8 protein-coding genes are annotated in these 14,031 nt (G+C 52.3%); all 8 read left to right on the forward strand.

Annotated elements, in window-relative coordinates; translation table 11 throughout:
* Positions 1 to 36 precede the first annotated feature (36 nt).
* Entirely contained in the window at positions 37 to 864 is an 828-nt protein-coding gene (locus LDN30_RS02560) for a LicD family protein (RefSeq protein ID WP_223925105.1), read from the forward strand.
* Positions 865 to 867: 3 nt separating this feature from the next.
* Positions 868 to 1,767, forward strand: coding sequence for a glycosyltransferase (locus tag LDN30_RS02565; RefSeq protein WP_223925107.1), 900 nt, complete (start codon positions 868 to 870; stop codon positions 1,765 to 1,767).
* 9 nt (positions 1,768 to 1,776) lie between these two features.
* Positions 1,777 to 2,505 carry an IspD/TarI family cytidylyltransferase gene (locus LDN30_RS02570; protein ID WP_223925109.1) on the forward strand — a complete coding sequence of 243 codons (729 nt, stop codon included), beginning with the start codon at positions 1,777 to 1,779 and terminating at the stop codon, positions 2,503 to 2,505.
* 17 nt (positions 2,506 to 2,522) lie between these two features.
* On the forward strand, positions 2,523 to 3,548 hold the full coding sequence (locus tag LDN30_RS02575) for an NAD-dependent epimerase/dehydratase family protein (protein ID WP_223925110.1): 1,026 nt from the start codon (positions 2,523 to 2,525) through the stop codon (positions 3,546 to 3,548).
* 576 nt (positions 3,549 to 4,124) lie between these two features.
* On the forward strand, positions 4,125 to 5,450 hold the full coding sequence (locus tag LDN30_RS02580) for a UDP-N-acetylmuramoyl-tripeptide--D-alanyl-D-alanine ligase (protein WP_223925112.1): 1,326 nt from the start codon (positions 4,125 to 4,127) through the stop codon (positions 5,448 to 5,450).
* A gap of 79 nt (positions 5,451 to 5,529) precedes the next feature.
* The gene (locus tag LDN30_RS02585; RefSeq protein WP_223925114.1) at positions 5,530 to 8,634 is read left to right on the forward strand and encodes a hypothetical protein; all 3,105 of its coding nucleotides are present in this window, start codon (positions 5,530 to 5,532) and stop codon (positions 8,632 to 8,634) included.
* A 537-nt stretch (positions 8,635 to 9,171) separates the two neighbouring features.
* Positions 9,172 to 12,393, forward strand: coding sequence for a SusC/RagA family TonB-linked outer membrane protein (locus LDN30_RS02590; protein ID WP_223928659.1), 3,222 nt, complete (start codon positions 9,172 to 9,174; stop codon positions 12,391 to 12,393).
* 21 nt (positions 12,394 to 12,414) lie between these two features.
* Positions 12,415 to 14,025, forward strand: coding sequence for a RagB/SusD family nutrient uptake outer membrane protein (locus LDN30_RS02595; protein WP_223928660.1), 1,611 nt, complete (start codon positions 12,415 to 12,417; stop codon positions 14,023 to 14,025).
* Positions 14,026 to 14,031 lie beyond the last annotated feature (6 nt).

Genomic DNA, 14,031 nt, shown 5'->3' on the forward strand with positions numbered 1-14,031 from the left:
TTTGAATACACAAAAATTATCACTACTTTTGCACACATGAAGACATACAATACAGGAGAAACCGACGACGACCTGAGGAGAGAGTACAATCCTGAGGGGTCAAACTTGCGGAAAGCCCAGTTGCGGCTTCTCGACATGGCCGTCTACCTTCAGACGACGGCAAAGAAGATTGGAGTGCCGTGCCGTATCGACGGCGGAAACGTTATTGGAGCCTTGCGCCACGGCGGGTTCATCCCATGGGACGACGATATCGACTTCGTTGTCGACTATAAGGACTTCCACCGCCTCTGCCGCTATCTCAAGGACCATCCCCATCCGCAGTATGTCCTCCAGGACAACGAGACCGACAAGGGCTTCTACAAGGAGTGGGCCGTCCTCCGCGACCTCAAGAGCCGGGAGGTCAGCCACGATGCTGCCGACAGTCACGACCGCCGTACTGCCGAGGCCATGAAGTTCCAGGGCCTTCATGTCGACATCTTTCCCTACGAGGGCTATATGATTCCGTGGTTGCAGCGCTTTGCCGCCAAGCTGTCGGTCAATGTCAATATGCTCTTCGCCGGTGTCCACCCGTGGCTGGCGCAGGCCGGTTACGACGTCCTCCACTACGCCGTCTTCCCCGTTTTCCGCATCATTGGCCGTATCTTCGGCAACCGCGACAATTGCATGCACTCCTATGGAGCGTGGTTCTATGAGCAACTGCCGCGTGAGGCTCTCGTCCCCCATAAGGACATCGTCTTCGAGGGCAAGACCTTCGAGGGTCCTGCCGACCCCGACCGCATGTGCCGCGTGGCCTACCACGACTATATGAACCTCCCGCCGAAGGACAAGCGCGACCGCCATAAGATTGACATCGAATTCCTATAAGTTATGCCACTGGTATCTATAGCAATGGCCGTTTATAACGGTGAGAAATATCTGCGCAAGCAAGTAGAGTCGATACTCCGTCAGACCGTGTCCGACTTCGAGCTCGTCATGACCGACGACTGCTCCACCGACGGCTCCTGGCAGCTCATGCAGGAGCTTGCTGCCGGTGACCGTCGTATCCGCATCAGCCGCAACACGGCGAATCTCGGGTTCAAGGACAACTTCCAGAAAGCCATCTCCCTCTGCACCGGCGAGTACATAGCCCTCAGCGACTGCGACGATATCTGGACCCCCGACCATCTCGAAGTGCTCCTCGCGACCATCGGCGACAAGGCCATGGCCTGCGCCAATTCGACGTTCATCGATGCCGACGACAAGCCCCTCGGCACCACATTGAAGTATCAGGAGTCGTTCGATGGAGTCCCGTCCGATGATATGGCCAAGTTCCGGTCCATCATCCTTTTCCGCAATACCTACCAGGGGGCGGCGATGATTATGCGCCGCAGCTTCGTCGACGTGGCCTTGCCGATACCCGGGGAGATGCGCTACCACGACACGTGGTTTGCGGCTCTGGCCTGCTTCTGTGGCGGAATAAACTACAGCGCCCGTAGCATCCTGAACTACCGGCGGTTAGAGACGAGCGTCACGGGACTGAGGACAAAGCGCAAGTCGAAGCTCTACCGCTTCCTTCACACCCGTTTCGATGCCGACCGCCAGGATATTCTCGACGCCATAACCAAGCGGCTGAACGGCAGTCTGACCGTCCGTCAGTGGCGGATGATCCGTGATGTCAGCCGCATCCTGACTATATATAAGGAGAAAGGCACCGACATCAGGATTTACGCTTACGAGCTCCGCCACTACAAGTCAATCTATAATTGTGATATAACCCATTGGATATAAGATAGAAACATGAATATAGCTGTAATCTTTGCCGGCGGAACAGGCCAGCGTATGCACACGAAATCGCGGCCGAAGCAGTTTCTTGAACTCAACGGCAAACCGATAATCGTCTACACCCTCGAGCTCTTCGACAATCATCCCGACATCGACGGCATCGTCGTGGCGTGCCTCGAGAGTTGGATTCCGTTCCTGAAGAAGATGCTCCGGAAGTTCGAAATCAACAAGGTCGTCGACATTGTGCCCGGTGGCAACAGCGGTCAGGAGAGTATCTACAACGGCCTTTGCGCTGCCGAGAAGTACGCTCAGCAGAAAGGCGGCGACGATGCCATCGTACTCATCCACGACGGTGTGCGCCCGCTGATTACCGAGGAGACTATCACCGACAATATTGTCACGGCGCGAGAGAAAGGCAACTGCATCACCTGCGTGCCGGCAACGGAGACCTTTGTCGTCCGCCAGGACGACGGTTCACTGGAGATTCCCGACCGCAACAACTCGCTGATAGCCCGCGCCCCGCAGACTTTCCGCCTCCGCGACATCCTCGATGTCGACCGCAAGGCTATGGCCCAGGGCCAGCAGAACTTCATCGACAGCTGCACGATGATGAGCCATTACGGCTATCGTATGAACACGATAATCGGTCCTATGGAGAATATCAAGATTACAACGCCCACCGATTTCTTCATCTTCCGTGCCATGATTCAGGTGCACGAGAACCAGCAGATATTCGGATTTTAGAGAATTCATAAATCGAAATGGATAAAGTCTTAGCAAGAAACATCAATACCTTCACCGCTACCTTCCCCCTTAAAGGCGACCTCCGTGGCGCGTCGTTCCTCATCACCGGTGCCACGGGACTCATCGGCTCCACGCTAATACGCTGTCTGACAGCCTTGAACGAGGATATACACATCTTTGCTCCGGTCCGAAACATCGAGAAAGCAATAGCGATGTTCGGCCACAGCCACCCCGGTGTCGACTTCTTCGAGTGCGACATCACGACCTACGACTACACCAGTCTCGGCCCTGTCGACTATGTCGTGCACTGTGCCGCCCCGACAGCCAGCAAGTTCTTCGTCGACAGTCCAGTCGAAACCATCGACATCATCTTCAACGGCACAAAGGCCCTCCTTGACTATTCACGGTCGTGTGGGGTCCGGGGCTTCGTCTATCTCTCGTCGCTTGAGGTCTATGGCACCATCCTCGACGACGGCACCCCGGTAACGGAGGATGTTCAGGGCTATCTCGATCCGCTGAGCGTCCGCAGCAGCTATCCCATGGCTAAGCGCGCTGTGGAGAATCTCTGTGCCGCCTACGCCAAGGAATATGGTGTGCATGCGCGGATAGCAAGGCTGACACAGACCACCGGTGCCGGCATCGCCCACAACGACAACCGCATCATCGCGCAGTTTGCCCGCCTCGCGGCCAACGGTGAGGACATCGTCCTCCACACCAAGGGCGACTCCGCCCGTCCCTACTGCTATACCACCGACAGCATCAGCGCCCTGCTGTATATCCTCATGAAAGGTGCTGATGGCGAGGCATATAACGTGGCCAACGAGGACACATATATCTCTGCCCGGGGCATGGCCGACTATCTGAAGGCCAATTTCGCCCCGTCCATCAATGTGCGTGTCGACCTTTCCAACGATTTCGGCTACGCTCCGCCCACGAAGCTCCGCCTGTCGTCGGCCAAGCTCCGTAAACTCGGCTGGCAACCGCAGTATGGCTTGAAGGAAATTTTTGAGAATCTCATCGAGGACATCGGCTCGCAGGAGTAAGCCCCCCCCGTCTATGGGGTATAGAGGTCTATAGAATCTATAGCGGCTATAGAAACTATAGAGGCTATAGAAGCTATAGAAATCTATAGAAGCTATAGTAACTATAGTAGCTATAGCGGTTTCTAAAAGCTATAGAATCTATAGTCGCTATAGGGGCCATAGCACCATCCTTGCTGTCAAAATAATTCAAACGCATCCATCGAAAAGACCTCAGCTGCAACCCGTTGATAGCTAACGGCTTACGAAAACATGCCGTTTTGCTTTGCGAAACGGTCCGTTTCAGGCTGCAAAACGGTCCGTTTCGGACGATGAAACAGCCCGTTTCAGAACGCCAAACGGTATGTATTGGAATGCTGTAAAGAAATTTCGCCATAACCAGAGCGTTTTCTTCCAATCGGAGAGGCATGGGATTGGCGCTGTCGCGGCATCTTCTTCCAACCGTAGATGCGTTCGATTTGGGCTGCCACAGCATTTTCTTTCAACAAAAGATGTATAAAATTTGGTATATAACGGAAATATTCCGAACTTTGCGTTAGAATATAACACATTACAGAATCCATCAGAACGCATAAACACATGGAAGCAAAGGATTTATACGAAATCTACAAAAAGCATCCGGTAGTGACCACCGACAGCCGCGACTGTCCCGAGGGCAGTATCTTCATCGCCCTGAAAGGTGCGTCGTTCGACGGCAACAAGTTTGCTGCCATGGCCTTGGAGAAAGGCTGCAGCTACGCCGTTGTCGACGAGAAGGAATATGCTGTCGACGGCGATAGCCGCTATATCCTTGTCGACGATACCCTTGTGGCCTTCAAGGAGCTGGCCCGCGAGCACCGCCGCCAGTTCAACATTCCCGTCATTGGCATCACCGGCACCAACGGCAAGACCACAACGAAGGAGCTCATCTCCGCCGTCCTCGCCGAGAAATTCAACGTCATGCACACCGAGGGAAACTTCAACAACGATGTCGGTGTGCCAAAGACACTGCTCCGTCTGCGCCCAGAGCACGAGATTGCCGTCGTGGAGATGGGTGCCTCTCATCCCGGCGACATAAAGAAGCTTATAGAATATGTGGAGCCGACCTGCGGAATGATTACCAATGTCGGACGCGCCCATCTGCAAGGATTCGGCTCCTTCGACGGTGTGAAGCGCACGAAAGGTGAGCTCTACGACTTTATTAAGGCCACCGGCGGACTGATCTTCCTCAACGAGAGCAATGCCGACCTCGTCGAAATGGCCAGCCGGAGGGAGATGCCGAGGATTGAGACCTACGGCCGCGATGGTGAGGGCAGCGTCACAGGAAGCGTGACGAAGTGCGATCCCTTCCTCAACTTCACATGGCATATCAGCAGCGATGCCGATGATGCCGCAGCTGAGCCGCAAGGCACGGAGCTCCACACAAAGTTGGTGGGAGCATACAATATCGACAACGCATTGGCTGCCATAACGATAGGTCTGCACTTCGGGGTTACGCCTGAGCAGTGCTCGCACGCCATCGAGAACTACACACCGAGCAACGACCGCAGTGAGTTGACGGTGACGGAGCATAACCACCTCATCGTCGATGCCTACAACGCCAATCCGTCGTCGATGGCTGCTGCCCTCGACAACTTCCGGCTGATGGATGTTCCAGCCAAGATGGCAATCCTCGGCGATATGCGCGAGCTCGGCGAATACAGCGATGAGGAGCACCAGAAGGTTGTCGACAAACTTAAGGAGTATAATATAAATAATGTATGGCTCGTAGGACCGGAGTTCGCAAAGACGCGCACCGACTTCCGCAAGTTCGACACCGTCGACGAGGTGAAGGCCGAAATCAGCCGTCAGCAGCCTCAGGGACATTACATACTCATCAAGGGCAGCAACGGAATAAAACTCTTCGAACTGCCGAAATTATTGTAAGAATATAACAGATTGTTCGGATATTTTTGTAATTTTGCATCGAATTATTGCATTATTATAAATATATCCAACAATCTTTATGAGGAACAAATTACTTTTAAAGCTCATCTGCACCGCCGCCATAGCTCTCACGGCTACGGCCAATGCCGTGGCGCAGACGGCGACAACCGACTTGCAAGTCAACTACTTCCAGTCGCCGACATCAGCGGGCAGCCCGATCCGCACGCCGAAGATAGTCTTGGGCGTGACCAACAATGGCACAACAGCCATCAGCCACTTTAAGGTGGGGGTGATGAAGGATGGGGTCCTGCAGTTTGAGGAGAATGTCGATCAGGACATTCCTGCCGACACATGGCCTACACCGACGGTGACACTGAAAAACACGGTAACCCTTGATTATGGTACGACGTCGACGCTGACAGCCTACGTGAAGGCCGCCGGCGACGAGAATGCGGCCAACGACACGACAACGGTGACGGTGAACATGCCGGAACTGAAGCCGTTCCCGTTCACGTGGAACGAGGCTACGGCCCAGACCGACTATGAATATGAGTCGTTCTGGGGAATGGGATGGAACTGGAGCGACGACGCCAAGGCTTTCTATATGTCAGGAAAAGCCACCAACTGGATGGGCTCTCTGAGCACAAAGCCTATAGACTTCCCGGCCAACGATGGTGTGACATGCTCCTTCGACTACATGGCCTCGGGAGCACCAGTGGAGCTTAGCGCCTACATCGACGACGGATATAAGGTCGACACCGTAGTCACAACTCTCAGTGAAAACTCGCAGGACTTCAAGCCGGCGTTCTTCTCCTTCAAGCCGTCAGGACCGTCAAGAGTCAGTTTTGCGGCCAAACTCAAAGGCGAATGGAACAGCTACGGAACGTTTGCCTTCAATAATATCAACTTCGTAAAGGCTGTTCCTGACCTTGCCGTGAAAGAAATAAAATCGCCGTTCACCGATAAGATAGCCGCAAGCGACTCAGTCGTGAATGTGACGGTGGCCTTAGCCAACAACTCGCCGTTCGATATCGTGAACCCGACGGTGGGATACAGCTTTGGCGGTAAGAGCGTTGAAGAGGACTATCAAGGCACCATCGCCGCCGGAACAACCGCCAACTACACGTTCAGCGAGGGTTTCGTCCAGAACACTACTGCCGACGATATGAACCTGAAGGTGTGGTGCCACACCGACAGTGACGGCAACAGCGCCAACGACACGCTGCAGAAGGCCATAAGCTTCTATGCGGCTAAGACCATGCCATACTCCACCGATTTCGACGATGCTGACGACAACGACCTGTGGTCGGTCATCGACGGCAATAACGACGGTAACGTGTTCACCTTCAGCCAGCTCGGCGATGGCACTGGGGCTGCCGTTTTCGGCAACTATCAGACCTCACTCGACGATTATCTCATCTCGCCGGCAATCTACTTGACGAAAGGTACTCACCGTGTAAGTTTCTACTACAGTGGTTACACGCGGTCGGGATCGTCACATCTGAAACTCCTTGCCGGTCGCACAACCGATGTCAGCACCATGAAAGAGGTGCTCTTCGACAGCGACATCACAAACAGCGGATGGCTCAACGGATACCACCTGCTCAGCAATCTGCCTGAGGGCGACTGGTATTTTGCGTTCGCACTGACAGGAAGCAACGATGCCTCGATAATCAGCCACTTCAAAGTCGATGACGGTGAGGACCTCTGTATAAATAATGTAAGCCTTGACAAGCAGTCGGGATACGACCTCGGAAAGTCGAAAGTGACGATATCGTATATCAACCACGGCGTCACGCCACAAAAGGACATCAAGGTGAAATACTTCATCAACCCCGCAACGGTCAACGGCACCGACGTCACTGAGAACGAGTTTACGCAGACCGCCGAGGAGACCGTAACCGCTACCGTCCTCCCCGGCGACACCGTCTACTACACATTCAATAAGGAGGCCGACCTCTCGGCCGACACCACTTATTATCTCATCGGACTGATTGCCACTCCTGTCGGCGACGACAGTCAGAACGACCTTATCATGGGCAGCACCGTAGAGCACTGGAAGGCCCAGACGACACCTTATAACTACGGTTTCGGCGATGCCGCCCGCAACAGACAATGGTATCTGCCGGCAAACGGCACAAGCGGCTGGACAATCGACAACAGCTACTGGTTCGACTACGACGGCAACACTGCCGCACTGTCGCATGTGCGTGGCTGGAATCAGGAGCCATCCGATGACTGGGCTTATTCCGATGCCGTAGAACTGAAGAAGGGTAAATATGAGATTTCGTTCTTCTACCGTGGAAGAACTTATTTCTCGGGTCCCGACTACACTCAGAAGTTCGAGGCAAAGATGGGAACGGCACGCACACCGGAGGCTATGACCACCGAAATCTTCCGTACCGACAGCACCGACATCTACGGTCCGGCTTATGCCAAGGTCACGAAGGTTGTCGACATAGCTGAGGATGGCCTCTACTATCTTGGCTTCCACGACTTTAGCGATGGCAACAGCTCGGAGACGCATATCGACGCCATAAACATCGAGCCCGTAAGCGAGGGCCGCAGTCTGCCGTTCGAGAGCGATTTCGCCAACGACAGCACGTCGTGGACCATCTATCATGCCAACAGCTACAACTTCACTCACTGGCACGTTGACGGCACAGCGATGGTGGTAAGCCGCGATGAGGAAACGGGATCGTACAACTACTTTGAGGGAATGCTCGTAACGCCTAAACTCAGAGTGGCTCCCGGCGCAAAGGTGACAGTCGATGTCGACTACGCCCTGACCTCTACTCAGGACACGCTGAAGATGAATGTCTACGCTGCTGCCGTGAACAATCCTGCCGATTTTAGGCTCATCGGACAGGCCGGAACGGATAAGTCGGAGGCTACGTTCACATTCACTAATACAACCGACACGGCACTCTACGTTGGTCTGCGCACGAGTACGGACATCAACGACCAGGACAACTACTATTCCGGTCCGTTCTATGAGCTCCTCGTCAACAGCGTGAAGGTCAGTGAGGACATTTCCGACGGCATTTCCGCTGCCACAGCATCGGACAGGGCAACGGTCGTAGCTCGCTATAATCTTCAGGGTCAGCGTGTTGGCGCGAATCACCGCGGTGTGACAATCCTCAAGATGAGCGACGGAACAACCGTGAAGACAATGGTCAAGTAACAGCCCACCTGACCGCCGTCAGAACGGCACCACATAGAAAAGGCCCTTCGGCAACGCAATTAGTGATTTATTGCAATGCCGAAGGGCCTTGTTTTTTACTCTTTCAAGTGGCAGGAGCTATAGCTGCTATAGTTTCTATAGATTCTATTGCTCCTATAGTTTCTATAGTTACTATAGCATCTATAGTTTCTAAAGTTTTTATAGCTTTTTTCTTTTCAGCGCCACATTTCGTTCGAAAAATGTTACTATGTGTTCCTTTTTGAAACGTTTAATAAGAAAAGTGAATATAAATAACATAAAACTTTTGGTTAATTGAATTTAAGTTAATAACTTTGCACCTGTTTATAACAATTATTGCGTTTTTCTTACAGTTGTATGTTTCCTTTGTGAAAAGGTTTAAAAATAATAACAGATTGATTGCAGAACAGACGTTAGTATTTAATCAGATGGGCAATGACGGAATAACTCTTGCCAACAGTGTGTATAAGTAGGATAGCACGAAAGAGAAAGAAAATAATTCAAATAAATTAAGTATCTATGGTAAAAAGGTTAACAATGCTTTTAGCAGGCATCTTCCTCTTGGTGGGGGGGACGTTTGCACAGACTCACGTCTCAGGTAATGTTACGAGCAGTGCCGACGGTGAGCCTGTCATCGGCGCATCTGTTGTCGTCGTCGGCACGAATGTCGGCGCCGTTACTGATGTCGACGGTAATTTTGAATTCACCATACCGCAGGGTGGCGGCAACAAGGTTACGGTGTCGTATATCGGTATGGAGTCACAGACCCTTCAGGCACGTCAGAACATGAAGGTCGTGCTGAAGTCGAACCAGCAGAACCTCGACGAGGTGATGGTTGTGGCTTATGGAACAGCAAAGAAATCGGCATACACCGGTGCCGCATCTGAAATCAAGGCCGACAAGATTGAGAATCGTCTTACATCTAACGTCTCCCAGGTTCTTACCGGTACCATGGCTGGTGTGCAGAGCTATCAGACTAACGGCCAGCCGGGAACGAGCGCTACAATTCGCATACGTGGTATCAGCTCCATCAACGGTGTGACATCACCGCTGTATGTCGTCGACGGTGTGCCTTACGACGGTGATCTGAGTGCGCTGAACCCTAATGATATTGCCAAGATGACAGTCCTGAAGGACGCCGTCTCTACATCACTGTACGGTTCAAGAGGTGCCAACGGTGTCGTGATGATTACCACTAAGCAGGGACAGCAGGGAAAAGCCCGTATCACTGTCGACGCCAAGTGGGGTGCCAACAGCCGCGAGGTGCCGAACTATGACGTTATCGGCAAACCCGGTACTTACTATGAGAAGCTCTACGAGACCCTCTACAACGGATATACTCTCAACAACCACATGAGCGCTGACGCTGCATGGCAGTTAGCCAACAAGAACCTCACTGCGCAGACGGGTTACCAGATCTATACCCTTCCGCAGGGACAGATGCTCATCGGACGCGACGGAAAGCTCAACCCGCTGGCAACACTCGGATACAGCGACGGAAAGAACTACTACATCCCTGACGACTGGGAGGACCAGACGTTCAAGACAACTTTCCGTCAGGAATATAACATCAACGTCAGTGGCGCCTCCGACAAGCTCAACTACTACGCTTCATTCGGCTACCTCGACGACGACGGTACCATCAAGGGCTCAGGCTTCAAGCGCTACAACACGCGTACCAATGTAGAGTATAAAGCCCGGAAGTGGCTGACTATCGGCAGTAATGTCGCCTTCACCCACACTAACAGCTATTCGCCTGACGACCAGACATCTGATGATGCCTCTTCGTCAATGAACGCATTCTATATTGCCAACAACATTGCGCCTATCTATCCTATATTCGTACGCGACGCACAGGGCAATATTTTGTTTGACTCAACGACAGGAAAGAAGATTTACGACTACGGCGACGGAGCCGTGGCTGGCAACACCCGTAACTTCATGTCGATGTCTAACCCTCTGAGCGACCTGCAGTATAATACAAACGAATATCTTATGGATATCGTCGACGGAAACTGGTTCGCAAAGGCTGACCTTACTCACGGATTCTCAGTGACGGCACGTCTCGGACTGCATGTCGACAATACACGTCTGCATTCCTCAACTAACCCGAAGTATGGACAGACGGCAAGCTATGGCGGTGAGAACATGCAGATGGAACTGCATCAGAGCGCACTGACACACCAGTACCTGCTCAACTACAATAACTCTTTCGGAAAGAATAACCTCAACCTCACAGCAGGTTTCGAAGGCTATCGCTACAAGTTAGAAGAGTTCTATGCCGACGGTCAGAACCTGTACAAGATGGGCGACTACACTGTGGGCAACACCATCGACCAGCGCCGCGGTTCGGGTCTTGCTCATGAATACAACACTGCCGGCTTCTTCTTCAACGGAACATATAACTGGGATGAGCGTTACTTCGTCAATTTAGGCTATCGCCGCGACGGTACATCGGCGTTCTCAAAGGATAACCGCTGGGGTAACTTCTTCTCTCTCGGACTCGGATGGAACATGAAGAAGGAAAGTTGGCTGAGAGATGTCGACTGGATAGACCTGCTGAAGATTCGTGGGTCGTTCGGACAGACGGGTAACGACAACCATGCCTCAAGCGCTAATTATTATTCATTCTACGCATACGAGGATATGTATAAAATGACCGGTGCTGACGGTGTATTCTCCGACGGCGCTCTGGCATACAAGGGTAATCCTGACTTGAAATGGGAAAAGACAAACGCACTGGACTTCGGTGTTGACTACAGCTTCTGGAAGGGACGCCTGACCGGTTCTCTCGACTATTACTTCCGTGCTACCAGCAACCTGCTCGACTACAAGCATGTGGCTGCGAGCAACGGTTACAGTTCTATACCTGTCAACATGGGAACGGTGCAGAACTACGGACTTGAGTTCGAGGCCAACTACGGCATCATCCGTACAAAGGACTTCAAGTGGGATGCATCGCTCAATATGACATTCCAGAAGAACAATATCTATAAGCTCTCAAGCGATTATGAAAACGGACAGTACATCAACGGCAGCCGCATATACAAGGAGGGACAGAGCATTTACAACCTCTACCTCGTGCACTATGAGGGCGTTGACCCGAAGACCGGTGAGGCTCTCTATACCGGAGTGAAAGTCGACGACAAGAAGCAGCCGGTGAAGGACGAGAACGGCAATTACATCTATGAGTCGACAACCGACTGGACAAACGCATACAACTATGCGCGCCGCTCCACAAAATCACTGTTGCCTGACATGTTCGGTGGTTTTGGCACTTCTCTTGAATGGAAAGGCTTCGACTTCTCCATACAGACAAGCTTCCAGCTTGGCGGTGATATCTTCGACTCCGGATACCAGACACTTATGGACACTGGCAACGGTTTCACTGCCGGACGGAACTGGCACAAGGATATCCTGAAGTCGTGGACACCTACGAACACCAACACCGACGTACCGCGCGCCGATGCCGTGGACAACTATGCCAACTCTACCAGCGACAGATTCCTCATCAGCTCGGATTATTTCTCAATAGACAATATCACCTTGGGCTACACTCTGCCTAAGACATTTACAGCAAAGATCGGAATCGAGGGACTGAGACTGTACTTCGCTGCTGACAACGTGGCTTTGTTCTCTGCACGCCAGGGACTCGACCCACGCTTGGGAATAGTTAGCGCGTCAACAAGCTTCTACACATCCCGCCGCTCTATCACCGGCGGTCTGAAGTTGACTTTCTAATCATATAATGACAATAACAATATGAAAATAACGAAATATATATTAATGGGACTTTCGGTGGTGGCCTTTTCGAGCTGCCTTGACACTGAGCCTTTAGGTGATGTCGTCACCTCCGACCAGAAGTCTACTGCCGTAGAGCAGAATCCGGAACGTCTGTCGGCGGCTGTATCGGCAATAACATCCAATTTCTATCAGTATTCTGCTATTTGGTCTGAGGATGATAATCAGCAGAACGATTTCGGTTATCCTGCTATCATGATGATTCTCGACAGCCGTGGCACTGACATGGTATGTCATAATGTGGGATATAACTGGTTCCGTCAGGCTCTCTCTTATACCGACAACAGAAGCACATCGGCTGATACACGTGAGATATGGAGCACGTTATACAACCAGATTTATACTTGTAATGCTGTGACGGCAACCGTTGATTCGGCAACAACCGACGCAACGCTGCAATATGACCTCGGTCAGGCTCTCGCCGTCCGTGCATTCGATTATTTCACCCTTGCACAGCTCTATCAGAAGACATACAGCCAGGTTGACCCGGCATCAGTCTCAGGTGTGCCAATCATCACGGAGAAGAATTCTAATGATGTGGCTACGGCTGGTTGCCCACGCGGAACACTGAAGCAGACCTACGATCAGATCCTCTCCGACCTCGACCGCGCTATCGATGCCCTTGATAAGAGTGAGAGCAACGGAGTGGCACGCCCCGACAAGAGATATGTCAGCTCGGCTGTCGCTCATGGATTACGTGCACGTGTCTATCTCGTGATGAACAAATGGAGTGAGGCAGAGAAGGATGCCGACTACGCTATTCAAAACGGAGGCGCTACACCGAAATCGGTAGCTGAGGCAAGTGTGCCTTCTTTCAACAGCATGAGTGAGAACGACTGGCTGTGGGGCATCAAGACCTCTGAGACCGACCGTGCGGTCACAACCGGTATCTGTAACTTCCCGTCGATGATGGGCTCGCTCAGCTATGGCTACGTGTCAGGTACAGGTGGAGTTGTCAGTAAGAGAATCAACCTGAAACTCTATGACAAGATATCTGCTACTGATGCACGAAAGAACTGGTTCCTCAATGGCAACGGCGTCGGCGCAACGCTGACCGCTGAGCAGCAGAACTATGCTACGTCTAACGGACTGCTGCCGTACACGCAGGTGAAGTACGCACCTTATAAGGGATCTGTCGGCACGTCTACCAACTCTTCCGACATTCCTCTCATGCGTGTTGAGGAGATGTATCTGATAAAGGCTGAGGCTCAGGCTATGGCCGGTGACCCTGCTGCCGGTGCTGCTACTCTGACCTCTTTCGTCAGAACATATCGTGATCCTGAGTTTACCCTCTCTGCAACATCGGCAGCCGACGTTCAGAAAGCTGTATATCTGCAGAGGCGCATAGAACTCTGGGGCGAGGGATTCTCTTACCTCGACAATCTGCGTCTGAATACGGGCATCGACCGTCGTGGAGGCGGATATGATACTAATGACGTGTTCAATATCCCGGCAGGTGATCCTATTCTGCTGTTCCAGATACCGGAGAGTGAGTATGAGTACAACAAGCAGATTACATCGGCCGAACAGAACACACCGGGCTCAGTGCCTACAGCTGTTCCGGATGAGTAATCATTA

This window comes from Prevotella lacticifex, from assembly GCF_019973375.1.
In the GTDB taxonomy this organism is placed as follows: domain Bacteria; phylum Bacteroidota; class Bacteroidia; order Bacteroidales; family Bacteroidaceae; genus Prevotella; species Prevotella lacticifex.